The sequence below is a fragment of the Pseudomonas sp. Pseusp11 genome, assembly GCF_047304405.1.
In the GTDB taxonomy this organism is placed as follows: domain Bacteria; phylum Pseudomonadota; class Gammaproteobacteria; order Pseudomonadales; family Pseudomonadaceae; genus Aquipseudomonas.
The window spans coordinates 108,672-131,974 of sequence record NZ_JBGLZF010000015.1; the positions used below are offsets into that span (position 1 = coordinate 108,672).

Sequence of the window (23,303 nt, forward strand, 5' to 3'; positions counted from 1 at the left end):
CCTATGCCATTCTCCATCCCCCCGTTATTCGCCGCCTGGCGTCAAACCCTGCGTGCAGGTTATAGCCTCAGACGATTGCGCGGCGACATCAGTGCCGGGGTGACGGTAGGGATTATCGCCATTCCCCTGGCCATGGCCCTGGCGATTGCGGTGGGAGTAGCGCCCCAGCAAGGTTTGTATACGGTGCTGATCGCGGCCCCGCTGATCGCCCTGACGGGAGGCTCGCGTTTCAATGTCAGCGGGCCGACAGCCGCGTTCGTGGTGATACTGCTGCCGATCACCCAACAATATGGCCTGGGTGGCCTGCTGCTTTGCACCATGCTCGCAGGGGCAATCCTGATTGCCTTGGGGCTGATTCGGGCCGGGCGGCTGATTCAGTACATTCCTTATCCGGTGACCCTGGGCTTTACCGCCGGGATCGGCATTGTCATCGCCACACTCCAACTAAAGGATTTGCTGGGCCTGAGTACCACCGGGCATGCCGAACATTACATCGAGCAATTAGGTGCGCTGCTCCAGGCATTGCCCAGCGCCCGTCTGGGGGACGGGATCATCGGTGTCATGTGCCTGGCGGTTCTGATCGTCTGGCCGCGGTTTGTGCCAAGGGTTCCGGGGCATCTGGTGGCGCTGGCCGTCGGCGCAATGTTGGGGCTGGCGCTGGAAAGCGGCGGGTTACCGATTGCGACGCTGGGCGAGCGCTTCAGCTATATCGTCGACGGCGTCAGCCACCCCGGCATTCCGCCGTTTCTGCCGAGCTTCGACTGGCCGTGGAATTTGCCGGGGCCCAATGGTCAGCCGCTGCATTTGTCTTATGACCTGATCCGCCAATTAATGGCGCCAGCGTTCGCCATTGCCATGCTTGGTGCCATCGAATCGCTGTTGTGCGCGGTGGTGGCCGATGGCATGACGGGCAGCAAACATGACCCCAACGCCGAACTCCTGGGTCAGGGCATTGGTAACCTGGTCGCACCGTTGTTCGGCGGTATTACCGCCACCGCGGCGATTGCCCGCAGCGCCACCAACGTACGCAGCGGGGCGTTTTCGCCATTGGCGGCAATTATCCACAGCGCGGTGGTGCTGCTGGCGATACTCGTCCTCGCCCCGCTGTTCAGCTACTTGCCAATGGCCGCGCTGGCGGCATTGCTTGTGATGGTGGCGTGGAACATGAGCGAGGCCCGGCATGTCGTGCACACCTTGCGCATTGCACCACGCAGCGATGTGCTGGTCTTGCTGACCTGCCTGAGCCTGACAGTGCTGTTCGACATGGTGCTGGCCGTTGCCGTTGGGCTGTTGCTGGCCGCCGGGTTGTTCGTCAAGCGCATGAGCGACCTCACGGACACCGCCGAACTGCCTCGAGAGTTCCATCAAGCCTTACAGGATTTGCCGGAGCATGTTCGTTGCTATGCGATACGCGGGCCGTTGTTTTTCGGTGCGGCGGAAAAAGCCCTGGGCGTGCTCCGCAAATTCAGCCCGGAGGTCAAAGTGGTGATTGTCGAGATGAGTGCCGTGTCCATGCTGGACATGACGGCGTTGGCAGCCTTCGACAATATCCTCAGGGATTACCGCACCGACGGCATCGGCCTGATTCTGGTCGGGACGGCTGCGCGCGTGCGCCTGAAACTCAGGCGCGCGGGCATCCATCGGGAACAGCGTCAGTTGGCTTACGTGAACAACCTGGAACAGGCTCGACGCAAAAGCGAACGCTGGCTCGTCGGGCAGGACTGAGCACGCAGTTCAAGCGAATTGCGCACGCATTCAGGTGGGAGACCTGCCTTCAAGCATCAACGTGCCTGGCGGCTAAAACCGCCCCCAGACAGTCACCCTGCTTACAGGCCTTTAACGGCAAAAATCCCGTTCGCGTTACGCCAGTAGCCTTTGTAGTCCATGCCATAACCGAAGATGTAACGGTCAATGCACGGCAGGCCGACGAAATCGGCCTTCAGGTCCGGGCGAGCCTTGCGGTCGTGGTCCTTGTCGATCAGCACGGCGGTGTGCACTTTGCGGGCACCGGCGTGTTTGCAGAAATCGATGATCGCGCCCAGGGTGTGACCTTCATCGAGGATGTCGTCGATGATCAGCACGTCACGGTCGATGAACGAAACTTCCGGCTTGGCTTTCCAGAACAGCTCGCCGCCGCTGGTTTCGTTGCGATAGCGGGTGGCGTGCAGGTACGACGCTTCCAGCGGGAATTGCAGATGGGTAAGCAGCTTGCCGGCGAAAATCAGGCCGCCGTTCATCACACAGAACACCACCGGATTGCTTTCAGCCAGTTGTTCGTTGATATGTGCACCGACGCGGGCGATGGCCGCCTCGACTTCAGCTTCGGTGTACAGGCAGTCAGCCTCTCGCATGATTTGACGGATATGCTCGAGATCAGCGGACATGGCGCTCTCCAAGGGGTTTGAGGGGGAGGGACGGATTCGGAAAAGCGGGCAAAGGTACGCATCCCGCACGGCCAGATCAAGCGTTTGTGGACTAACGTACTGTATGTCTATAGGACAACACCCTCGGATAGATTAATCTAGGCCGGTTTTTTTGCCCGCCGCCGGAGCCTTCCCCCATGCCCATCCGTGAGATCCGCCATCCGCTGATCCGTCATAAACTTGGCCTTATGCGCCGCGCCGACATCAGCACGAAGAATTTCCGTGAGCTCGCTCAGGAAGTCGGCGCCCTGCTGACCTATGAAGCCACCAAAGACCTGCCGCTGGAAAGCTACGACATCGAAGGCTGGTGCGGCACGGTGTCGGTGGAGAAAATCGCCGGCAAGAAAATTACCGTGGTGCCGATCCTGCGTGCCGGTATCGGCATGCTCGAAGGCGTGCTGAGCCTGATCCCGGGCGCCAAAGTCAGCGCCGTGGGCGTGGCCCGTAACGAGGAAACCCTCGAAGCCCACACCTACCTGGAAAAACTGGTGCCGGAAATCGACGAGCGCCTTGCGATGATCATCGACCCGATGCTCGCCACCGGCGGCTCGATGGTCGCCACCATCGATTTGCTGAAGAAGGCCGGCTGCAAGGACATCCGCGCGATGGTCCTGGTGGCAGCTCCCGAAGGTATCGCCGCTGTGGAGAAGGCTCACCCGGACGTGACCATCTACACCGCTTCCATTGACCAGAAACTGAACGAACACGGTTACATCATCCCAGGCTTGGGCGATGCCGGTGACAAGATCTTCGGCACCAAGCAGAAGGACGCGTGACCATGCAGCAAGAGTTCAACGATCCGCTCTGGCGCACGGTATTGTCCGGCGCGCAGATGCTGTTCGTGGCCTTCGGCGCCCTGGTGTTGATGCCGCTGATTACCGGCCTCGACCCGAACGTGGCGCTGTTCACCGCAGGTTTAGGGACGATCCTGTTCCAGATCGTCACCGGGCGTCAGGTGCCGGTGTTCCTGGCGTCGAGCTTCGCTTTCATCACCCCGATCATTCTCGCCAAGGGCCAGTTTGGCCTGGCGGCGACCATGGGCGGTGTGATGGCGGCCGGGTTCGTCTACACCTTCCTCGGCCTCGCGGTGAAGATCAAAGGCACCGGGTTTATCGACCGTTTGCTGCCTCCGGTGGTGATTGGCCCGGTGATCATCTCCATCGGCCTGGCCATGGCGCCGATTGCCGCCAACATGGCGATGGGCAAGGCGGGCGACGGCACTGAGCTGATTCATTACCAGACGGCGATGATGATTTCGATGCCCGCGCTGTTGACCACCCTGATCGTCGCGGTGTTCGGCAGAGGTATTTTCCGCCTGGTGCCGATTATCTCCGGTGTGCTGGTGGGTTTTGCCATGGCGTTTTATTTCGGCGTGGTCGACACCGCGAAGATTGCCGTGGCACCGTGGTTCGCGATTCCACATTTCACCGCGCCGGAATTCAACTGGCAGGCGATTCTGTTCATCGTTCCGGTGGCCCTGGCCCCGGCCATCGAGCACATCGGTGGCGTGATTGCCGTGGGTAGCGTGACCGGTCGCGACTACCTGAAAAAGCCCGGCCTGCACCGCACCCTGCTCGGTGACGGCATCGCCACCACCGCGGCCGGTCTGTTCGGCGGCCCACCCAATACCACTTACGCCGAAGTGACTGGCGCGGTGATGCTGACCAAGAACTACAACCCGAAAATCATGACCTGGGCGGCGATCTTCGCCATCAGCCTGGCGTTCATCGGCAAGTTCGGCGCGCTGCTGCAAAGCATCCCGGTGCCGGTGATGGGCGGGATTCTCTGCCTGTTGTTCGGTTCGATTGCCGCGGTGGGGATGAACACCATGATCCGCCACAAGATCGACCTGGGCGAAGCGCGCAACCTGGTGATTGTCTCGGTGACGCTGGTGTTCGGGATTGGCGGCATGCTGGTCGGCACCGGTACCGGCCAGAACGATTTCGGCCTCAAAGGCATCGCGCTGTGCGCGGTGGTGGCGATTGCACTGAACCTGTTGCTGCCGGGCAATGACAGCTGGAAGCACAAGAAGGCGGATGAGCCGCTGTTGTAAGCAGGCGACTCAATCCCCTGTGGCGAGGGAGCTTGCTCCCGCTTGACCGGGCTGGCGCACCAGTGCGCAGCACTCACAAAATCTTCATTGACTGCAAAGATTTTGGGGCCGCTTCGCGACCCGGCGGGCGCAAGCTCCCTCGCCACAACCAGCCCGCCTTCACTTCAATGGATGTTCCTACAAAACCAATGGCGCCCTTTCGCACAAGGCGCTCAGCGCCCGCGCCCACTGTGGCTCATCGTTGAGGCAAGGCACCAGCACCAACTCCTCCCCTCCCGCCTCGCGGAATTGCTCCTTCCCGCGATCACCGATCTCCTCCAGCGTCTCGATGCAATCGGCAACGAACGCCGGGCACATCACCAGGACTTTCTTCACGCCGTTTTTGGCCAACTCGTCGAGGCGAGCTTCAGTATAGGGTTCTATCCACTTGGCCCGGCCCAGACGCGACTGAAACGATACCGACCACTTGCCGTCCGGTAGGCCCACACGTTTGGCAAACTCTGCGGCCGTGCGCAGGCACTGACCGCGGTAACAGGTCGCGACTACTTCCGGTGGCGCACCGGCGCAGCAATCGCCGCCACCCTCGAAGCTGTGCCCCGGATTGAGCTTTTTCAGGTGACGCTCCGGCAAACCGTGGAAGCTCAGCAGCAGATGATCGAAATCCTGTTGCAGATAAGGCCTGACACTGGCCACCAACGCATCGAGGTATTCCGGTTGATCGTAGAACGGCTGAAGAACCGAGAACTGCATGTCGAGCTTTTTGTCGCGCACCACGCGCTTGGCTTCTTCGATCACCGTGGTCACGGTGCTGTCGGCGAATTGCGGATAGAGCGGTGCCAGGGTCACTTTCTTATGCCCCTGGGCAGCCAGCCGCAGCAGCGCGGACTCAATGGACGGCTCGCCGTACCGCATCGCCAGCTCAACAGGCCCGTGAGTCCACTGCCGGGTCATGGCCTGCTGCAGGCGACGGCTGAGCACCACCAGTGGCGAGCCCTCCTCCCACCAGATCGACGCGTAAGCGTGAGCCGATTGTTCCGGGCGCTTGATCAGAATCAACGACACCAGCAAACGCCGCACCGGCCAAGGCAGGTCGATCACGTACGGGTCCATCAGAAATTGATTGAGGTAACTGCGCACATCCGCCACCGAGGTGGAGGCAGGTGAACCCAGGTTGACCAGAAGCAACGCGTGATCGGTCATGCAACGTCCTATTTCAGAGGCGGCCGGACAGATCGTCCAATGCCGCGCGCAAATCAGTGAACCGGAAAGTGAAACCCGCTTCCAGCAAGCGAGCCGGCATCGCCTTCTGCCCCCCCAGCAACAACAATGACAACTCGCCCAGGCCGACCTTCAAGACGAGAGTCGGCATCGGCATGAACGCGGGACGATGCAACACGTCACCCAACGTTTTGGCGAATTCGCGATTGCGCACCGGTTTGGGCGCGCAGGCATTATAGGGACCGCTGGCCCCATTGCGATGCAGAAGAAAATCAATCAGGGCGATTTGATCTTCGATATGAATCCACGACATCCACTGCCGACCACTGCCGATCGGCCCGCCCAGCCCCAGCTTGAACGGCAATAACAGCCGCGACAAAAAGCCGCCCTCGGCGGACAACACCAACCCGGTACGGATGAGCACCACGCGAATGCCCAAGGCCTCGGCACGTTGCGCGGTTTCTTCCCAGGCGATGCACAACTGGCTGGCGAAATCATCGATGACCGGTGGCGATTGCTCGGTCAACTCCCGCTCGCCGCCGTCGCCGTACCAACCGATCGCTGAGCCGGAGATCAGCACCTGCGGTTTCTGCTCCCGACTTTCGAGCCAGGCCAACAGGGTCTCAGTCAGGGTGATCCGGCTGCTCCACAACAGCGCTTTGCGTTTGTGGGTCCAGAGCCGATCGGCGATCGGCGCCCCCGCAAGGTTGACAATTGCATCCACCGGTTCTGGCCCAAAATCCTCAAGCCGTGCGATTCCCCGTACCTGAGTGCCGCAGATTTTGGCGACTTTAGCGGGCGTGCGACTCCAGACCGTGAGGTGATGTCCCTGACTCAACCAGTGTCGGCAGAGCTGACGTCCTATCAAACCAGTACCGCCGGTCAGCAATATGTGCATGACATCTTCCTCGCGTGGCGTTTTACCCGGATCACTAGTCTATTTTTATAAGCAGGGATCTTTGGTATCGGGCAGGTTCTGTGTTTAACAATAGGCCAAGCTCTCAGAACGAGAACGCTAAAAGTTATACCAAAAAACAATATTGTACAGGTTTGAACCACGGCGTAGTCTGTACAGAAAGGCAAACGAGGCCCCTATGACTGTACCTATCGCAATCATCGGCACCGGCATCGCCGGACTCTCAGCCGCCCAGGCCCTTACGGAGGCCGGGCATGTCGTTCAACTGTTCGATAAAAGCCGCGGCAGTGGCGGACGCATGTCGAGCAAGCGCAGCGATGCGGGTGCTCTGGACATGGGCGCGCAATATTTCACTGCCCGCGACCGTCGTTTCGTTACCGAAGTCCAGCGCTGGCAAGCCAACGGCTGGGTCGCCGTGTGGACACCGCAGCTCTATACCTACCACGGCGGCCAACTCAGCCCCTCGCCGGACGAACAGACACGCTGGGTCGGCACGCCGCGCATGAGCGCCATCACCCGTGCGCTGCTCGGTGACCTGGAAGTGCAGTTCAGCTGCCGGATCACCGAGGTCTATCGCGGTGAAGAGCACTGGCATCTGCAAGACGCCGAAGGCTTCACCCACGGGCCGTTCAGTCATGTGGTGATTGCCACGCCAGCCCCTCAGGCAACCGCGCTGCTGCCCGCCGCGCCGAAACTCGCCGGGGCCGCCGCCGGGGTAAAAATGGAGCCGACCTGGGCGGTCGCCCTGGCTTTCGACACGCCACTGGATACCCCGATCGAAGGCTGCTTCGTGCAGGACAGCCCCCTCGACTGGCTGGCGCGCAATCGTAGCAAACCGGGACGCGACAACACCCTCGACACGTGGGTGCTGCACGCCACCAGCGCCTGGAGCCGGCAACATATCGATCTGTCCAAGGAAGCGGTGATCGAGCAATTGCATGGTGCCTTTGCCGAACTGCTGCACGACGCCATGCCTGCACCGACTTTCAGCCTCGCTCACCGCTGGCTTTACGCTCGTCCGGCCAGCAGCCATGAGTGGGGTGCCCTGGCTGATGCTGATCTGGGCTTGTATGTATGCGGCGACTGGTGCCTGTCCGGCCGTGTCGAAGGCGCCTGGCTCAGTGGCCAGGAAGCGGCCCGCCGTCTGCACGAACACCTGCAGTGAACCGCCTCGATTCGAGCACATTGCTGCTGTCGACACGGACAGCAGCCCTGAAAAAACCTATACAAAAAAATTGACTTGTACACCTTTGAATCTATGCTGAGCAGATGTTGTACAGATTAAGTAATCCGTACAGGTCTGGATTCGAGGTGCTCCGATGCCTGCACAATCAGCGACCCCACCCAAAATCGCCATCAGCGCCTGCCTGATGGGGGCCGAGGTGCGCTATAACGGCGGGCACAAGACGTCACGGCTGTGCAGCAGCATCCTTTCCGATTATTTCGATTTCGTCCCGGTGTGCCCGGAAGTTGCCATCGGCCTGGGTATCCCTCGCGAACCGATCCGACTGGTCGGCAACCCTGAACATCCGCAGGCGGTCGGCACGGTCAATCCTGAAAACAACGTCACCCGGCCGCTGGCCGAATATGCTCGGAAAATGGCTTTGGAACTGGGCGACATCTGCGGCTATATCTTCATGCAGAAATCCCCTTCGTGCGGTCTGGAGCGGGTCAAGGTCTACCACGCCAACGGCGCGCCGGTGGACGGCGGTAGCCGTGGCATTTACGCCCGGACCTTCTGCGCGCTGCATCCCGATTTGCCGGTGGCGGAAGAAGGCCGGCTCAACGATCCGGTGCTGCGGGAAAACTTCCTTACCCGCGTATTCGCCTACAGCGCCTGGCAGCAGTTGCTGCAAACCGGCCTGACCCGGCGCGGCCTCACGGATTTTCACTCGCGCTACAAATACCTGTTAATGGCCCACAACCCGGTGCAATACAAAACCCTGGGAAACCTGCTCGGCAACATGGGCCGGACCGCTCCTGAAGTCATCGGCCCGCGCTATTTCAGCGAACTGATGGCGGCCTTGAAAAAATGCGCCACGCGCCGCACCCACACCAACGTCCTGCAACACCTCAGCGGCTATCTCAAACAGGCCATCAGCACTGAAGACAAACAGGAAGTGCAGCATGTGATCAGCCAGTATCGTCACGGCATCGTGCCGCTGGTGGTACCGCTGACGTTGCTCAAACACTACTTTCGCCAGCACCCGGATTCATACATTGCGCAACAGGTTTACCTGCAACCGCACCCGGAAAACCTCAGCCTGCGAAACGCAATCTAATGAAAACCCCACCGGACACCAGCGCCAGCGAAGACCTCGGCACCGACTTCAAAAAGGCCCTGGACGCAGGCTGGCTGCCCATCCGTGAAGTGGCCCGGCAGACCGGAGTCAACGCCGTCACCTTGCGCGCCTGGGAACGGCGCTATGGGCTGATCGTGCCTCAGCGTACTCCCAAGGGGCATCGGCTGTTCTGTGCCGAACACGTTCAACGCATCCTGACGATCCTCACCTGGCTCAATCGCGGCGTGGCGGTCGGTCAGGTCAAGCAACTGCTCGACACGCCTCAGGTACTTGCCGAGCCCGTCGGAAACGATTGGCTGGCGTTGCGCCAGACACTGCTACAAGCCGTTACCCAACTGGCCGAACGCACCCTCGATGACACCGTGAACCAGGCGATGGCGCTGTATCCGCCACGCACCTTGTGTGAACACCTGTTGATGCCGTTGCTGGCGGAACTGGAACAACGCTGGCAAGGCCAGTTCGGCGCGCAGATGGAGCGGGTGTTTGTCTATTCCTGGTTGCGCAGCAAATTCGGCGCGAGGATTTACCACAACAACCGCCAGTTACGTACCGCGCCGCTGCTGCTGATCAATCACTCGGACCTGCCTCTGGAACCTCATCTCTGGCTCACCGCCTGGCTGATCAGCAGCACCGATTGCCCGGTGGAAGTTTTCGACTGGCCACTCCCGGCCGGCGAACTGACGCTGGCGGTCGATCACCTGCAAGCCCGCGGTGTACTGCTGTATTCCAGCAAAGCCATGAATCTTGCAAAATTGTCGAAACTTTTGAATGGCGTCAGTTGCCCAAAAATGATCGCCGGACCAACGGTATGCATCCACCACGCCGATTTGTCCGCAAAAAACACCGCCATTGCTGATTTGATCCTGGCCGACAGCCCGTTATCGGCCCATCTGGACCTGATTCAGCGCGGGCTCATTTAATGGCGTTTTTTTGATGAATCGTACGGATACGACCATGCAATTGATCTGGCTGCGCAGCGACTTGCGTCTACACGACAACACCGCCCTCTCGGCCGCCGCAGCCCGTGGCCCGTGTGTGGCGGTGTATTTGCCAAGTCCGCAGCAGTGGCTTGCGCACGACGACGCGCCGTGCAAAGTGGATTTCTGGCTGCGCAACCTCGGCGAGTTACGCCGTGCGCTGGACGCCCTGAACATCCCGCTACTGATTCGCCAGGCGTCCTGCTGGGATGAAGCGCCCAAGGTTCTGCTCGAACTGTGCCAGCAGTTGAAGATCGACGCGGTGCACGTCAACGAGGAATACGGCATACATGAGACTCGCCGTGATGCGGCGGTGGCCCACGCGCTGAAAGCCCGGGGCATCGACTTTTACAGCCACCTCGATCAGCTGCTGTTCAAGCCAGGCACCGTGCTCACCAGAACCGGAACCTACTTCCAGGTCTTCAGCCAGTTTCGCAAGGTCTGCTACGAACGCCTGCACGCTTCATTACCCGGATTGGTCGCTGCACCCGCCCTTCAGGCTCCATTGCATATCAGCAGCGACGAACCGCCCTCCCGTGTCGAGGGTTTCGCTTCTCCCAACGACAGCTTGCGCGCCCTCTGGCCAGCCGGTGAAACCGAAGCCCGGCGCCGCCTCGACACCTTTGTCGACGCCCAGATCGACTATTACCACAGCGAACGCGACTTCCCGGCAATACCCGGCACCAGCCAGCTCTCGGCCTATCTCACCGCCGGGGTGATTTCCCCTCGTCAGTGCCTGCACGCCGCGTTGCGAAGCAATCAGGGCGAGTTCGAAAGCGGCAAGGTCGGCGCCGTCACCTGGATCAACGAGCTGCTGTGGCGCGAGTTCTACAAACACATATTGGTGGGCTACCCACGTGTATCCCGGCACCGCGCCTTCCGTCCGGAAACCGAAGCCCTGGTCTGGCGTGACGCCCCGCAAGAACTCGAGGCCTGGCAGCAAGGCCGCACCGGCCTGCCGATCATCGATGCCGCCATGCGCCAATTGCTGGAAACCGGCTGGATGCACAACCGCCTGCGCATGGTGGTGGCGATGTTCCTGACCAAGAACCTGCTGATCGACTGGCGTGAAGGCGAGCGCTTCTTCATGCGGCACCTGATTGATGGCGACCTGGCGGCGAACAATGGTGGCTGGCAGTGGAGTTCGTCCACCGGCACCGATTCGGCGCCCTACTTCCGGATTTTCAACCCGCTGAGCCAGTCGGAAAAGTTCGATGCCGAAGGGGTGTTCATCAAGCACTGGGTGCCGGAGCTCAACGAATTGAATAGAGAAGACCTGCACAACCCGGCAAATCTCGACGGACTGTTCGGCGTGAGGAATTATCCGTCGCCCATCGTCAATCTGAGTGCTTCCCGTGAACGGGCCCTGGCCGCGTTCAAGAACCTGCCATCACGACAGGGTTTATCGCCACCGTCATTAAATTGATGCTGAGCGTTGCGTCATGAACACGGAATTGAGCCAGGGAAATATTGGGTAAATAAGGGGATTGGGATGAGTCGTACACCTCCAAGGCGATACTGGTTGACCGGCGCCAGCAACGGTATTGGCGCTGCGCTGGCTGAAGAAATACTGAAAAGCGGTGCCCATCTGGCGGTCAGCTCCCGCTCGGTGGCGTCACTGAAAGACCTGTCTGAGCGCTATCCCGGTCAGGTGCTGGTGGTCGCGGGCGATTTGACCAACGGGCAAAGAGTGCGTGAAATCGGCGAGCATATTGCGCAGGAATGGGATTCTCTGGACACCATGATCCTTAACGCCGGCACCTGCGAATACGTCGACGCCAATCAGTTAGACTCGTCAATCATCGAGCACATCGTGCGAACCAACTTGCTTGCCAGCAGTTATTGCATCGCAGCCGCCCGGCCTTTGCTGCAGGCGGGCACTGCGCCGCATCTGGTGGGCATTGCCAGTTCGGTGACCTGGTTACCCCTGCCGTGGGCCGAATCCTATGGCGATTCAAAGGCCGGGTTGCGTCATCTATTCGAGTCATTGCGCATCGACATGGCGCCGGAAAACATCGAAATGACCGTGGTCAGCCCAGAACTTATCAATACGCCTCTGAACAACGGCGTCCCGATACTTCTCGACTGGTCGGCAGGCCAAGCCGCGCGATACCTCCTCGACATGATCAAGAATCGTCCACTGGAATTCTCCTTGCCGGAGCTGCTCATGCCTGTTCTTTGGCCCCTGCCGCAACAACCCGACCGGGCGGGACTGGCAATCGACGAACAAGCGCGAAACAAGCCGCCGATCGAGGGTCTGCCGTGAAGCCTGAGCGTCTGTCAGGCCTTTTACACAGCGTGGGCTCACTGCCTTACACTGCGCGCCATGAAAACCATTCCCCACACGCAAGTCGCCGAGCCTGCGGTCACCTGCTCGACCTGCGCAGCCTGCTGCTGCCAGCTTGAAGTGATGCTGATCACTGACACCGGCGTGCCCGAACGTTTTATCGATACCGATGATTGGGGTGGTGAAGTCATGCTGCGACTGGATGACGGCTGGTGCGCCGCACTGGATCGCAACAGCATGATGTGCACCATCTATGAAAAGCGTCCGCTGATCTGCCGGGAGTTCGAAATGGGCGCACCGGAATGCATCACCGAACGCCAGGGGATTGCGACAGCGTATCGGTGAGATCGAAGTCACCCGGTGCCATGTGAGAGCCCCCGCCACAGGTAGCTCCCACATCCAAACATTGCAGGCTTACAACGGCATCGTGTAATGCAATGCGTAGCTTTCTACACCGTCGTTCGGGTTACTGATCCCGGCATTGGAGTAGTGGGTGGCGCGAATCCCGACTTCATGTCCGCCGGCAAAGCGCAGACCAAACCCGAAACGGTCTTCGAACTGAAAGGCACTGCCGAGCTTGTTATCTTCGTATTCGGTGTTGGCAAACACCGCGATACCGATACCCGCTTCGACGTAGGGCTTGATGTTCTGACCGGCAAACTCGTACACCAGTACCGGCGAGAACGACAAACTGTGATTGCTCGCCGTTTTGTCGCCATCCCAGTAGGTGTAAGCGCCGCTCCAGTAGCCGGTCAAGCGGCCAACATCACTCTGCAACCAGCTCTTGTCCCAATCGAACTGCATGCCCAGTCGGTAGGTCATGGTCGAATCGCTGGTCTGGCCGACCCCGAACTCCACCCCTGCCGCCTGCGCGGTAAAACTGTGCCCCATCAATGCGGTCGCAATCGCGGCCAAACAGAATAGTCGCTTCATTAGAAACATCCTTTTCCGAACAATTTAGTATGATTTTTATGCTGCAAAACAAACAAAGCTATAGAAGTCACCGTTTAATCAGAAGCTCACCCCAATTATTCGTTTGCTACGCGTCTCTATCTTTCGAAGCTTCGCACAACCCCAGACATATTCCACAGGATCGGCAAGATATTTCTGAAATGCTCTGGGTCCGCACTCGACCAGAACTGTGCGGGGCGAGCAGGCCCCTCGGCCAGCAATTCTCGCTCGGCCAGCAGACGCTGGAGCTGCCGCGCCACAGCGGCGCCGGTATCAATCAAGCTGATGTTTTGCGGGAGCATCTGCTTTAGCAGCGGCTTTAAAAAGGGATAATGCGTACAGCCCAGAATGATCGTATCTGCACCTGCAGCCAGCAGCGGCTCGACATACCCTCGCAGCAACTGACGCAACGTCTCGCTGTGCAGATCGCCATTTTCAATCAGCTCCACCAGCCCGGGGCACGGCTGAGTGATCACCCGTACATCGGTGGCGAAACGATCGAGCAAGGCAGCAAACTTGGCACTCTGCAAAGTACCGGTGGTGGCGAGCACGCCGACCACACCGCTACGCGTCGCCGCAGCGGCCGGTTTGACCGCAGGCTCCATGCCGACGATAGGCCACTCGGGGTAATCGCGCCGCAAGTCCGCAACGCCGGCCACCGTCGCGGTGTTGCAAGCCAGCACCAGCGCCTTGGCGCCTTGCTGCTGAAAGAACCGCGCCATGACACTGCAACGCTGGCGGATGAATGCCGGGGTTTTCTCGCCGTAGGGAATATTCCCGCAATCGCCGAAGTACAACAGAGACTCGTTTGGCAGCAACTGCTGGATCTCGGCCAGCACGGAGAGTCCACCGACGCCGGAATCGAACACAGCAATCGGCGCTTCACGCATGGCGCGACCCGCAGACGCTGCAGCCTGGATCACGCTTGACCCGCAATTCACGGAAGCGTGAGCCCAAGGCATCAATCAATAACAGGCGCCCCACCAGCGGCTCGCCGAACCCCACCAGCAGTTTCAGCGCTTCCAGTGCCTGGAGGCTGCCGACCAACCCGACCAAAGGACCGACGACGCCCGCCTCGCTGCAGGTCAACTCGGCCTCGCTGCCGTGCCCGTATAAACAGTGGTAGCACGGGCTCTCTGGACGACGCGGGTCGAACACCGACAATTGCCCTTCCAGGCGAATCGCCGCACCGCTGACCAGCGGCTTGCGCGCGGCCACACACGCAGCGTTGACCGCCTCGCGGGTGGAAAAATTGTCGGAACAGTCCAGCACCAGGTCCACCGTGGCAACAGCGGCGGCCAGCGAATCCTCGTCCAATGCAGTGCGATGGGCGATCAGCTGAATCTCTGGATTGATCGCGGTCAGGCGACGGATCGCCGAATCGACCTTGCTCAGGCCGACGCTGTCGGTGTCGTGAACGATCTGGCGTTGCAGATTGGTCAGGTCGACCGTGTCGAAGTCCGCCAGATGCAACTCACCGACACCAGCCGCGGCCAGGTACAGCGCAACCGGCGACCCGAGGCCACCGAGACCGATAATCAGCACACGGCTTTCCTTGAGCCGTAACTGGCCGTCGATGTCGACGTGTTGCAGCAGAATCTGCCGGCTGTATCGCAGCAATTCCTGATCATTCAGCACGGCAAGCGCCCCAGACTGATGCGTTGGTGACCGCCCAGATCGGTGCGGCTATGGACTTCTTCAAAGCCACGGGTCAGCAGCAAATCGCACACTGAGCAGGCTTGATCGTAACCGTGTTCGAGCATCAACCAACCACCCGCTTCAAGATAATCCGGTGCCTGGGCGACGATCAGACGCAAATCGTCGAGCCCATCGACACCCGCCACCAAGGCACTGGCCGGCTCAAAGCGTACGTCGCCCTCCACCAGATGCGGATCGGTCGAAGCGATGTAGGGCGGATTGCTGATGATCAGTTGAAAACGCTGGCCTTCCAGGGCACTGAACCAATGACTGCTCAACACCGTGGCATTGTTCAGGTTCAAGCGCTGACGATTGCGCTCGGCCAGGGCCACGGCTTCCAGCACGCGATCCACGGCGGTGACCTTCCAGGCAGGACGCTCGCTGGCCAGCGCCAGGGCGATGGCACCACTGCCGGTACCCAGATCGAGCACCTTGGCTGGGGTGGCCGGCAACAGTTCCAACGCTGCTTCCACCAGCAATTCAGTGTCGGGACGCGGAATCAACGTGTGGGGCGCGACTTCCAGGTCGAGCTTCCAGAAGCCTTGCTGACCCAGAATATAGGCCACTGGCTCACCGCTGCGGCGGCGCTGCAAATACTCGGCAAACTTCAGTGCCGCTTCGCTCGGGACGATACGCTCAGGCCAGGTGTGCAGAAAGCTGCGGGACTTGCCCAAGGCCGCCGCCAGCAGCAATTCGGCATCCAGGCGCGCGGTGGGCGAATCAGGCAAATCGGCGGCGCGCAGCAAACTGGCAATGATCGTCATTTACTCACCTATCGCTGCCAATTGATCGGCCTGGTATTCGGCCAGCAACGGTTCGATCACCGCATCCACGCCGCCCGCGAGAATTTCGTCGAGCGAATACAGCGTCAGGTTGACCCGATGGTCGGTGACCCGGCCCTGGGCGAAGTTGTAGGTACGGATCCGCTCGGAGCGGTCACCGGAACCGACCAGCAATTTACGCTCGCTGGCGATGGCATTGGCCGCGGCACTGGTCTGCTGGTCGTTGAGTTTGGCCGACAGCCAGGACATCGCCCGGGCGCGGTTCTTGTGCTGGGAACGTTCTTCCTGGCACTCGACGACAATACCGGACGGCAAGTGCGTGATACGAATCGCCGAGTCGGTCTTGTTGACGTGCTGACCACCGGCACCGGAGGAGCGATAGGTGTCGACCCGCAGATCCGCCGGGTTGATCTCGATGGCTTCCTGCTCGTCCGGCTCGGGCAATACCGCCACGGTGCAGGCCGAGGTGTGGATGCGACCTTGAGACTCAGTGGCCGGAACCCGCTGCACACGGTGCGCACCGGATTCGAACTTCAGTTTGCCGTAGACGTTCTCGCCTTCGACACGGGCGATAACTTCTTTATAGCCACCGTGTTCGCCTTCGTTCTCCGAGAGAATCTCTACCCGCCAGCCACGCCGCTCGGCGTAACGCGAATACATGCGGAACAGGTCGCCGGAGAAAATCGCCGCTTCATCACCGCCAGTGCCCGCGCGGATTTCCAGGAACACGTTACGACCGTCGTTCGGATCCTTGGGCAGCAGCATGCGTTGCAGGCTGGCTTCGAGCTCGATCAATCGTTCCTTGGCTTCGCGGACTTCTTCCACGGCCATTTCACGCATGTCCGGGTCGCTGTCCTTGAGCAGTGCCTGTGCGCCTTCGAGGTCGCCCTGCACTTTGAGCAGCTGTTTATAGGTGCCGACGATCGGCTCGACTTCCGCGTATTCCTTGGAATAGGTGCGGAATTTGTTCTGATCGGAAATGACTTCGCCATCGCCAAGCAGGGCGGTCAATTCCTCGAAACGGTCCTGGAGGATGTCCAGCTTATTGAGCAGTGACGCTTTCATTGCGGTTTCTTATCCGAAAAGCTATCCGATGAGCCCTCACCGAGGGCAAAGAGTTCCTGGGCCATGGCCAGCGCATCGAGGCGGCCTTCGGCAGAGAGCTTTTTCAATTGCACGCTCGGGGCATGCAAGAGTTTGTTGGTCAGGCCACGGGCCAGTTGCACCAGCACGTCCTCGGCGCTGCTGCCATTGGCGAGCATGCGCTGGGCCTTCTGCAATTCTTCGTCGCGCAGGCGCTCGCTTTGTTGACGATAAGCCTTGAGCACATCCACCGCCGCCAGTTCGCGCAGGCGAACCATGAAATCTTCGGCTCCGACCGACACCATCTCCTCGGCAGCCTGGGCAGCGCCCTGACGGCTCTTGAGGTTTTCGGCGACCACTTCGTGGAGATCGTCGACGCTATACAGGTAAACGTCGTCCAACTCGCCGACTTCCGGTTCGATATCCCGAGGGACTGCGATATCCACCATGAAAATCGGCTTGTGCTTACGCAATTTCAAGGCGCTTTCCACCGCGCCTTTACCGAGAATAGGCAACTGGCTGGCGGTGGAACTGATGACGATGTCGCTGCGCACCAATTCTGTCGGGATGTCCGAGAGCAACACCGCGTGGGCGCCGAACTGCTCGGCCAGGGTGCTTGCGCGCTCCAGGGTACGGTTGGCGACCACGATTCGCTTCACGCCCAGCTCATGCAGATGGCGGGCGACCAGGGTGATGGTCTCGCCGGCGCCGATCAGCAAGGCCTGGCTGCGTTGCAAATCACTGAAAATCTGTTTCGCCAGGCTGACCGCGGCAAACGCCACCGACACCGGGTTTTCACCGATGGCGGTGTCGGTTCGCACCTGTTTGGCCGCATTGAACGTGGCCTGGAACAAACGCCCGAGTAGCGGACCAATGGTGCCCGCCTCGCGAGCCACGGCGTAGGCCGATTTCATCTGGCCAAGAATCTGTGGTTCACCCAACACCAGCGAATCGAGCCCGGAGGCGACCCGCATCATGTGACGAACTGCCGCATCATCTTCATGCACATAAGCGCTTGCACGCAGTTCTTCGAGGCTCAAATGATGATAATCGGCCAGCCAGCGCAGCACGATGTCAGCCGAAAGGTGATCCTGTTCTATATACAGTTCACTGCGATTGCAGGTGGAGAGGATCGCAGCTTCGCGGCTGTCGGTGAGTCGGCAGAGCTGCTGCAAGGCCTCAACCAGCTGCTCAGGGGTAAAGGCCACGCGCTCGCGGACGTCTACTGAAGCAGTCTTGTGGTTAATACCGAGTGCAAGGAAGGCCATTCAAGGTCGCTGATGGTGACGTGAAGCCGACAATTGTCCTACTTCGACAGAGCCAGAACAACCACTCGATATCTATCGTCCCGGTTGACGCCGCCGAAGCTGCGATCCGTTCTCGTTTACACCAGCGCCGGGCCTGCCGGGATTGCGTGCGCGGGTAAATTGGCCGGGCGGTTATGTTTGACCGAAGGCTTGTGTCATGATGATCCGACCGCAGGTTAGTCGTCCTCTTCCTATATGAATAGATCTTCCGCGTTGCTCCTCGCTTTTGTCTTCCTCAGCGGCTGCCAGGCCTTGGCACCCGTTTCGTCGGACGGTACGCCGCCGGTCGAAGACAGCACCCCGGCGCCTGAAAAGCCCAAGGTTTACAGCTCGTTCAGCGAAGAAACCGTCTTCAGCCTGTTGAGCGCCGAACTGGCTGGCCAGCGCAATCGTTACGACATTGCCCTGGACAACTACGTGACCCAGGCCATCAATACCCAGGATCCGGGCATCTCCGAGCGGGCATTTCGCATTGCCGAATACCTGGGCGCCGATCAAGCGGCCCTCGACACCTCGCTGATCTGGGCAAAAAACGCCCCGAACGATCTCGAGGCACAACGGGCTGCGGCCGTGCAACTCGCCCGCGCCGGGCGTTACGACGACTCCATGGCTTATATGGAAAAAGTCCTGCAAGGCAAAGGCGACACTCATTTCGACTTCCTCGCCCTGTCTGCGGCCGATACCGACCAGGAAACCCGCAACGGCCTGATGAAAGGTTTTGACCGTTTGTTGCAGCGCCACCCGCACAACAACCAGCTGATTTTCGGCAAGGCCTTGCTGTTGCAACAGGATGGCGACGCCAAAGGCGCGCTGACCCTGCTCGAAGACAACCCGCCGGAAGAAGGCGAAATAGCGCCGATTCTGCTGCGCGCGCGCCTGCTGCAAGGGCTCAGCCGTGGCGGTGAAGCCTTGCCGCTACTGCAAAAAAGCATCAAGAAATACCCGGACGACAAACGCCTGCGCCTGACCTACGCGCGCATGCTGGTCGAACAGGACCGCATGGACGACGCCAAGGTCGAGTTCTCGAGCCTGGTGCAGCAATACCCGGAAGACGACGAACTGCGTTATTCGTTGGCCCTGGTCTGCCTGGAAGCCAAGGCCTGGAACGAAGCAAAAGGTTATCTGGAAGACTTGATCGCCAGGGAAAGCCATGTCGACTCAGCTCACCTGAACCTTGGGCGTATCGCTGAAGAGCGTAACGACCCCCAGGGCGCGCTGATCGAGTACGCCCAGGTCGGGCCGGGCAACGATTACCTGCCAGCGCAATTGCGTCAGGCCGATATTCTGATGAACAACGGCAGGACCGCCGAAGCCCAAAAACGTCTTGCGGCCCAGCGCGACGAGCAACCCGATTACGCGATCCAGTTGTACCTGATCGAAGTCGAAACCCTGTCGGCCAACAAACAGGGCGACAAGGCCTGGAACGTCTTGCAGCAAGCCCTGCAGAAATTCCCGGATGATTTGAATCTGCTGTATACCCGAGCCATGCAGGCGGAAAAACGTAATGACCTGGCGCAGATGGAAAAAGACCTGCGACTGATCATCAAACGCGACCCGGACAATGCGATGGCGTTGAATGCCCTCGGCTACACCCTGTCCGACCGCACCACGCGCTACGCCGAAGCCAAGGCCCTGATCGAACAGGCGCACCAGTTGAACCCGGAAGACCCGGCCGTTCTCGACAGCCTCGGCTGGGTGAATTTCCGCCTGGGCAACCTCGACGAAGCCGAGCGCTATTTGCGCCAGGCGCTGGAGCGCTTCCCCGATCAGGAAGTTGCCGCTCATCTGGGCGAGGTCCTGTGGGCCAATGGCAAACAACGCGAAGCCAAACAAGTCTGGAGCAAGTTCCTCAAGGAGCAGCCCGACAGCCCTACCCTGCGCAGCACCATCAAGCGCCTGACCGGATCAGAGACTCTTTAAGATTATGTTTTTGCGCCACATCATCGTTTTCAGCTTCATCGCCCTGCTCGCCGGTTGCGCGGGCTTCAGCGCCCGTGAATCGGTCGGGGGACACGGTAACCCGGCCCAATGGCGCGAGCACAAACAACAACTGAGCAGCCTCGACGGCTGGCAGATCAACGGCAAGATCGGTATCCGCGCGCCAAAAGATTCGGGCAGCGGCACCCTGTTCTGGCTGCAACGCCAGGATTACTACGACATCCGCCTCTCCGGCCCACTGGGTCGTGGCGCAGCCCGCTTGACCGGGCGCCCCGGCAAAGTCTCGCTGGAAGTGGCCAATCAGGGCCGTTATGACGCGTCGACCCCGGAAGCCCTGGTCGAAGAACAACTGGGCTGGAAATTGCCGGTGTCCCATCTGGCGTGGTGGGTTCGCGGTCTCCCGGCCCCGGACAGCAAAAGTCGTCTGACCCTGGACGTCGACAGCCGCCTGGCCAATCTTGAACAGGATGGCTGGCAGGTCGAGTACCTCAGTTATGCCGAGCAAAACGGCTATTGGCTGCCCGAGCGGATCAAACTGCACGGCACCGACCTTGATGTCACGCTGGTGATCAAGGACTGGCAACCGCGCAAACTGGGGCAGTGAAGATGACTACCCCACGCCTGACACTGCCCTCACCCGCCAAACTCAACCTGATGCTGCATATCCTCGGTCGCCGTGAAGATGGTTACCACGAGTTGCAGACGATTTTTCAGTTTCTCGATTACGGCGATGAAATCACCTTCGCCGTTCGCGACGATGGCGTTATTCGATTGCACACCGAATTCGCCGACGTCCCTCACGACAGCAACCTGATCGTCAAAGCCGCGAAAAAACTCCAGGAGCAATCCGGTTGCTCGCTGGGCATCGACATCTGGATCGAAAAAATCCTGCCCATGGGCGGCGGAATCGGTGGCGGCAGTTCGAATGCGGCAACCACGCTGCTGGGCCTCAATCATCTTTGGCAACTGGGCTGGGATGAAGACAGGCTGGCCGCGCTGGGCCTGACGCTTGGCGCCGACGTCCCGGTTTTCGTGCGTGGCCACGCGGCTTTCGCCGAGGGCGTGGGGGAGAAACTCATGCCTGTAGAACCCGAGGAACCGTGGTATCTGGTGCTTGTGCCGCAAGTATCTGTAAGTACAGCAGAAATTTTTTCAGATCCGCTGTTGACACGTAACTCTCCTCCCATTAAAGTGCGCCCCGTTCCCAAGGGAAACAGTCGAAATGACTGCTTGCCGGTGGTAGCAAGACGTTATCCAGAGGTACGTAACGCCTTGAATTTGTTAGGTAAATTTACCGAAGCAAAACTCACCGGAACTGGAAGTTGTGTGTTTGGGGGCTTCCCAAGCAAAGCTGAAGCTGATAAAGTCTCGGCCCTTCTTACAGAGACCCTTACAGGGTTTGTAGCAAAAGGAAGCAACGTTTCGATGTTGCATCGCAAGCTACAAAGTCTGCTCTAAAAGGAATCGAGTACTGGGTACTCGTTGCAACAGATACAGGGGCGTCGCCAAGCGGTAAGGCAGCAGGTTTTGATCCTGCCATGCGTTGGTTCGAATCCAGCCGCCCCTGCCATTTTCCTATACTCATCCAGGTTACCCTCAGCCTTCAGGTACTGCGCGTGTCCAAGATGATGGTCTTTACGGGGAACGCTAACCCCGATCTGGCTCGGCGTGTTGTACGTCAGCTGCATATCCCTCTCGGTGACATCTCTGTCGGTAAGTTCTCCGACGGCGAAATTACAGCCGAGATCAATGAAAACGTCCGCGGTAAGGATGTCTTCATTATTCAGCCGACTTGCGCTCCGACCAACGATAACCTGATGGAACTGGTAGTGATGGCTGATGCCTTCCGCCGCTCCTCGGCTACTCGTATCACTGCTGTTATTCCTTACTTTGGTTATGCCCGTCAGGATCGCCGTCCGCGTTCCGCACGTGTGGCTATCAGCGCGAAAGTCGTTGCTGACATGCTTACCGTAGTCGGCATCGACCGTGTTCTCACGGTTGATCTGCATGCTGACCAAATCCAGGGTTTCTTCGATATTCCGGTAGATAACATCTACGGCTCCCCGGTACTGGTGGATGACATTGAAGATCAGCGCTTCGAAAACCTGATGATCGTGTCCCCGGACATTGGCGGCGTCGTGCGTGCACGGGCTGTTGCCAAATCCCTGGGCGTGGATCTCGGGATCATCGACAAACGCCGTGAGAAAGCCAATCACTCTGAAGTGATGCATATCATCGGTGATGTCGAAGGGCGTACCTGTATTCTGGTCGATGACATGGTCGATACCGCCGGCACTCTGTGCCACGCGGCCAAGGCCTTGAAAGAGCATGGCGCTGCCAAGGTTTTCGCCTACTGCACGCACCCTGTGCTGTCGGGTCGGGCGATCGAAAACATTGAAAATTCCGTGCTGGACGAGCTGGTGGTGACGAACACCATCCCGCTGTCCGCTGCAGCACAAGCCTGTGCACGTATCCGACAACTGGATATCGCACCGGTAGTTGCCGAGGCGGTCCGCCGCATCAGCAATGAAGAATCGATCAGCGCGATGTTCCGTTAAGGGCCCTGCCCTTTTCATTACATCCTGTTGACGAAAAGCGCCCCGCCCCGGCATTCCTGTCGGGGCGGGGCTTTTTTGCCCATATCGCCTTTAGCGCTGGTCGCAAACGCTGGGGCGAATGTGGTTATTTTGGAGATACAACATGAACGATTTTACTCTGAATGCTGAAGTGCGTTCCGACCTGGGGAAAGGTGCGAGCCGCCGCCTGCGTCGTCTCGCAAGCCTGGTTCCAGCTGTAGTTTACGGTGGCGAAAAAGCCCCTGAATCCATCAGCATGCTGGCTAAAGAAGTTGCCAAACTGCTCGAAAACGAAGCGGCTTACAGCCACATCATCGAGCTGAACGTTGGCGGCACCAAGCAAAACGTAATCATCAAGGCTCTGCAGCGTCACCCGGCCAAAGGCCACGTGATGCACGCTGACTTCGTACGCGTAGTTGCTGGCCAAAAGCTGACCGCTATCGTTCCAGTGCACTTCATCAACGAAGCTGCTCCGGTGAAGAAAGGCGGCGAGATTTCGCACGTTGTTGCTGAAATCGAAGTGTCCTGCCTGCCGAAAGACCTGCCTGAATTCATCGAAGTTGACCTGGCTAACGCCGAAGTCGGCTCGATCATTCACCTGTCCGACATCAGCGCTCCTAAAGGCGTTGAATTTGTTGCTCTGGCTCACGGTAACGACCTGGCTGTTGCCAACGTTCACGCTCCACGTGTTGCTCCAGAAGCTGCAGAAGGCGCTGCAGAGTAATTTCACTCTGTACGCCGGAGTGACCGGAAACATCGCGGACTAGAGCGTAGCGAGAAAGCGGGCGAGA

At 59.5% G+C, this 23,303-nt stretch carries 23 protein-coding genes and 1 tRNA gene; 15 read left to right on the forward strand and 9 right to left on the reverse strand.

The window, feature by feature from the left end; genetic code table 11:
* Positions 1-3: 3 nt before the first annotated feature.
* Entirely contained in the window at positions 4-1,725 is a 1,722-nt protein-coding gene (gene dauA, locus ACCC96_RS14620; RefSeq protein ID WP_018929586.1) for a C4-dicarboxylic acid transporter DauA, read from the forward strand.
* Positions 1,726-1,826: 101 nt separating this feature from the next.
* Here the strand turns inward: dauA and ACCC96_RS14625 are convergent, their stop codons facing one another.
* Positions 1,827-2,384, reverse strand: coding sequence for a hypoxanthine-guanine phosphoribosyltransferase (locus tag ACCC96_RS14625; protein WP_007939779.1), 558 nt, complete (start codon positions 2,382-2,384; stop codon positions 1,827-1,829).
* A 176-nt stretch (positions 2,385-2,560) separates the two neighbouring features.
* On the opposite strand from ACCC96_RS14625, the gene upp reads away from it, so the two are divergent.
* Both upp and ACCC96_RS14635 read left to right on the forward strand, forming a co-directional pair.
* Positions 2,561-3,199: a uracil phosphoribosyltransferase gene (gene upp, locus ACCC96_RS14630; RefSeq protein ID WP_007939777.1), complete on the forward strand. Its 639-nt coding sequence runs from the start codon at positions 2,561-2,563 to the stop codon at positions 3,197-3,199.
* 2 nt (positions 3,200-3,201) lie between these two features.
* Entirely contained in the window at positions 3,202-4,476 is a 1,275-nt protein-coding gene (locus tag ACCC96_RS14635) for a uracil-xanthine permease family protein (protein ID WP_018929585.1), read from the forward strand.
* Positions 4,477-4,653: 177 nt separating this feature from the next.
* On the opposite strand, the gene hemH is transcribed toward ACCC96_RS14635, so the two are convergent.
* Complete coding sequence (hemH, locus tag ACCC96_RS14640) at positions 4,654-5,676, reverse strand: ferrochelatase (protein ID WP_413696182.1); 1,023 nt, start codon at positions 5,674-5,676, stop codon at positions 4,654-4,656.
* 13 nt (positions 5,677-5,689) lie between these two features.
* Complete coding sequence (locus ACCC96_RS14645; RefSeq protein WP_026346026.1) at positions 5,690-6,592, reverse strand: TIGR01777 family oxidoreductase; 903 nt, start codon at positions 6,590-6,592, stop codon at positions 5,690-5,692.
* Between the two features lie 196 nt (positions 6,593-6,788).
* Here ACCC96_RS14645 and ACCC96_RS14650 point away from each other — a divergent pair, with 196 nt between their 5' ends.
* From ACCC96_RS14650 to ACCC96_RS14675, 6 genes are all read left to right on the forward strand, one after another.
* The gene (locus ACCC96_RS14650; protein ID WP_019651159.1) at positions 6,789-7,775 is read left to right on the forward strand and encodes an NAD(P)/FAD-dependent oxidoreductase; all 987 of its coding nucleotides are present in this window, start codon (positions 6,789-6,791) and stop codon (positions 7,773-7,775) included.
* A 154-nt stretch (positions 7,776-7,929) separates the two neighbouring features.
* Positions 7,930-8,892 (forward strand): YbgA family protein, encoded by a 963-nt coding sequence (locus tag ACCC96_RS14655; protein ID WP_413696183.1) that lies wholly within the window; start codon positions 7,930-7,932, stop codon positions 8,890-8,892.
* Positions 8,892-9,833 carry a MerR family transcriptional regulator gene (locus ACCC96_RS14660; RefSeq protein WP_019651157.1) on the forward strand — a complete coding sequence of 314 codons (942 nt, stop codon included), beginning with the start codon at positions 8,892-8,894 and terminating at the stop codon, positions 9,831-9,833. Before ACCC96_RS14655 ends, ACCC96_RS14660 begins: the two co-directional genes overlap by 1 nt.
* 34 nt (positions 9,834-9,867) lie before the next feature.
* On the forward strand, positions 9,868-11,316 hold the full coding sequence (gene phrB / locus ACCC96_RS14665) for a deoxyribodipyrimidine photo-lyase (RefSeq protein WP_019651156.1): 1,449 nt from the start codon (positions 9,868-9,870) through the stop codon (positions 11,314-11,316).
* Between the two features lie 66 nt (positions 11,317-11,382).
* Positions 11,383-12,156 (forward strand): SDR family oxidoreductase, encoded by a 774-nt coding sequence (locus ACCC96_RS14670; RefSeq protein ID WP_026346025.1) that lies wholly within the window; start codon positions 11,383-11,385, stop codon positions 12,154-12,156.
* Positions 12,157-12,216: 60 nt separating this feature from the next.
* A complete protein-coding gene (locus ACCC96_RS14675) occupies positions 12,217-12,522 on the forward strand; it encodes a YkgJ family cysteine cluster protein (protein WP_018929577.1) in 306 nt (101 codons plus the stop codon).
* Positions 12,523-12,591: 69 nt separating this feature from the next.
* Here the strand turns inward: ACCC96_RS14675 and ACCC96_RS14680 are convergent, their stop codons facing one another.
* The 6 genes from ACCC96_RS14680 to hemA all read right to left on the reverse strand — a co-directional run bounded on the left by ACCC96_RS14680 (position 12,592) and on the right by hemA (position 17,959).
* On the reverse strand, positions 12,592-13,110 hold the full coding sequence (locus ACCC96_RS14680) for an acyloxyacyl hydrolase (protein ID WP_019651154.1): 519 nt from the start codon (positions 13,108-13,110) through the stop codon (positions 12,592-12,594).
* Between the two features lie 116 nt (positions 13,111-13,226).
* A complete protein-coding gene (murI, locus tag ACCC96_RS14685) occupies positions 13,227-14,018 on the reverse strand; it encodes a glutamate racemase (RefSeq protein WP_019651153.1) in 792 nt (263 codons plus the stop codon).
* Positions 14,011-14,766, reverse strand: a complete 756-nt coding sequence (locus ACCC96_RS14690) for a molybdopterin-synthase adenylyltransferase MoeB (protein ID WP_258672374.1) — start codon at positions 14,764-14,766, stop codon at positions 14,011-14,013. Before ACCC96_RS14690 ends, murI begins: the two co-directional genes overlap by 8 nt.
* A complete protein-coding gene (gene prmC / locus ACCC96_RS14695; protein ID WP_019651151.1) occupies positions 14,760-15,590 on the reverse strand; it encodes a peptide chain release factor N(5)-glutamine methyltransferase in 831 nt (276 codons plus the stop codon). The genes ACCC96_RS14690 and prmC overlap by 7 nt, the downstream gene beginning before the upstream one ends.
* The gene (gene prfA, locus ACCC96_RS14700) at positions 15,591-16,673 is read right to left on the reverse strand and encodes a peptide chain release factor 1 (RefSeq protein WP_019651150.1); all 1,083 of its coding nucleotides are present in this window, start codon (positions 16,671-16,673) and stop codon (positions 15,591-15,593) included.
* Positions 16,670-17,959 carry a glutamyl-tRNA reductase gene (gene hemA / locus ACCC96_RS14705; RefSeq protein ID WP_026346024.1) on the reverse strand — a complete coding sequence of 430 codons (1,290 nt, stop codon included), beginning with the start codon at positions 17,957-17,959 and terminating at the stop codon, positions 16,670-16,672. The genes prfA and hemA overlap by 4 nt, the downstream gene beginning before the upstream one ends.
* Positions 17,960-18,193: 234 nt before the next feature.
* On the opposite strand from hemA, the gene ACCC96_RS14710 reads away from it, so the two are divergent.
* The 6 genes from ACCC96_RS14710 (at position 18,194) to ACCC96_RS14735 (ending at position 23,236) form a co-directional block, all read left to right on the forward strand.
* Complete coding sequence (locus ACCC96_RS14710) at positions 18,194-19,918, forward strand: tetratricopeptide repeat protein (RefSeq protein WP_026346023.1); 1,725 nt, start codon at positions 18,194-18,196, stop codon at positions 19,916-19,918.
* Between the two features lie 4 nt (positions 19,919-19,922).
* On the forward strand, positions 19,923-20,540 hold the full coding sequence (gene lolB / locus ACCC96_RS14715; protein ID WP_018929569.1) for a lipoprotein insertase outer membrane protein LolB: 618 nt from the start codon (positions 19,923-19,925) through the stop codon (positions 20,538-20,540).
* 2 nt (positions 20,541-20,542) lie between these two features.
* Complete coding sequence (ispE, locus tag ACCC96_RS14720; protein WP_413696184.1) at positions 20,543-21,394, forward strand: 4-(cytidine 5'-diphospho)-2-C-methyl-D-erythritol kinase; 852 nt, start codon at positions 20,543-20,545, stop codon at positions 21,392-21,394.
* A 37-nt stretch (positions 21,395-21,431) separates the two neighbouring features.
* Positions 21,432-21,506 (forward strand) — tRNA-Gln (locus ACCC96_RS14725).
* Between the two features lie 46 nt (positions 21,507-21,552).
* Positions 21,553-22,494 (forward strand): ribose-phosphate pyrophosphokinase, encoded by a 942-nt coding sequence (locus ACCC96_RS14730; protein ID WP_003171603.1) that lies wholly within the window; start codon positions 21,553-21,555, stop codon positions 22,492-22,494.
* A gap of 142 nt (positions 22,495-22,636) precedes the next feature.
* Positions 22,637-23,236, forward strand: a complete 600-nt coding sequence (locus ACCC96_RS14735) for a 50S ribosomal protein L25/general stress protein Ctc (protein ID WP_018929567.1) — start codon at positions 22,637-22,639, stop codon at positions 23,234-23,236.
* Positions 23,237-23,303: the final 67 nt, after the last annotated feature.

What these genes read in the sequence shown, in the direction of transcription:
- ACCC96_RS14680 (WP_019651154.1), bottom strand. Translation starts at nt 13,110, where the DNA reads ATGAAGCGACTATTCTGTTTGGCCGCGATTGCGACCGCATTGATGGGG.
- ACCC96_RS14625 (WP_007939779.1), bottom strand. Translation starts at nt 2,384, where the DNA reads ATGTCCGCTGATCTCGAGCATATCCGTCAAATCATGCGAGAGGCTGAC.
- ACCC96_RS14635 (WP_018929585.1), top strand. Translation starts at nt 3,202, where the DNA reads ATGCAGCAAGAGTTCAACGATCCGCTCTGGCGCACGGTATTGTCCGGC.
- prfA (WP_019651150.1), bottom strand. Translation starts at nt 16,673, where the DNA reads ATGAAAGCGTCACTGCTCAATAAGCTGGACATCCTCCAGGACCGTTTC.
- phrB (WP_019651156.1), top strand. Translation starts at nt 9,868, where the DNA reads ATGCAATTGATCTGGCTGCGCAGCGACTTGCGTCTACACGACAACACC.
- lolB (WP_018929569.1), top strand. Translation starts at nt 19,923, where the DNA reads ATGTTTTTGCGCCACATCATCGTTTTCAGCTTCATCGCCCTGCTCGCC.
- ACCC96_RS14660 (WP_019651157.1), top strand. Translation starts at nt 8,892, where the DNA reads ATGAAAACCCCACCGGACACCAGCGCCAGCGAAGACCTCGGCACCGAC.
- ACCC96_RS14675 (WP_018929577.1), top strand. Translation starts at nt 12,217, where the DNA reads ATGAAAACCATTCCCCACACGCAAGTCGCCGAGCCTGCGGTCACCTGC.
- prmC (WP_019651151.1), bottom strand. Translation starts at nt 15,590, where the DNA reads ATGACGATCATTGCCAGTTTGCTGCGCGCCGCCGATTTGCCTGATTCG.
- ACCC96_RS14710 (WP_026346023.1), top strand. Translation starts at nt 18,194, where the DNA reads ATGAATAGATCTTCCGCGTTGCTCCTCGCTTTTGTCTTCCTCAGCGGC.
- murI (WP_019651153.1), bottom strand. Translation starts at nt 14,018, where the DNA reads ATGCGTGAAGCGCCGATTGCTGTGTTCGATTCCGGCGTCGGTGGACTC.
- ACCC96_RS14735 (WP_018929567.1), top strand. Translation starts at nt 22,637, where the DNA reads ATGAACGATTTTACTCTGAATGCTGAAGTGCGTTCCGACCTGGGGAAA.
- hemH (WP_413696182.1), bottom strand. Translation starts at nt 5,676, where the DNA reads ATGACCGATCACGCGTTGCTTCTGGTCAACCTGGGTTCACCTGCCTCC.
- hemA (WP_026346024.1), bottom strand. Translation starts at nt 17,959, where the DNA reads ATGGCCTTCCTTGCACTCGGTATTAACCACAAGACTGCTTCAGTAGAC.
- ACCC96_RS14670 (WP_026346025.1), top strand. Translation starts at nt 11,383, where the DNA reads ATGAGTCGTACACCTCCAAGGCGATACTGGTTGACCGGCGCCAGCAAC.
- ACCC96_RS14655 (WP_413696183.1), top strand. Translation starts at nt 7,930, where the DNA reads ATGCCTGCACAATCAGCGACCCCACCCAAAATCGCCATCAGCGCCTGC.
- ACCC96_RS14645 (WP_026346026.1), bottom strand. Translation starts at nt 6,592, where the DNA reads ATGCACATATTGCTGACCGGCGGTACTGGTTTGATAGGACGTCAGCTC.
- ACCC96_RS14650 (WP_019651159.1), top strand. Translation starts at nt 6,789, where the DNA reads ATGACTGTACCTATCGCAATCATCGGCACCGGCATCGCCGGACTCTCA.
- dauA (WP_018929586.1), top strand. Translation starts at nt 4, where the DNA reads ATGCCATTCTCCATCCCCCCGTTATTCGCCGCCTGGCGTCAAACCCTG.
- ispE (WP_413696184.1), top strand. Translation starts at nt 20,543, where the DNA reads ATGACTACCCCACGCCTGACACTGCCCTCACCCGCCAAACTCAACCTG.
- upp (WP_007939777.1), top strand. Translation starts at nt 2,561, where the DNA reads ATGCCCATCCGTGAGATCCGCCATCCGCTGATCCGTCATAAACTTGGC.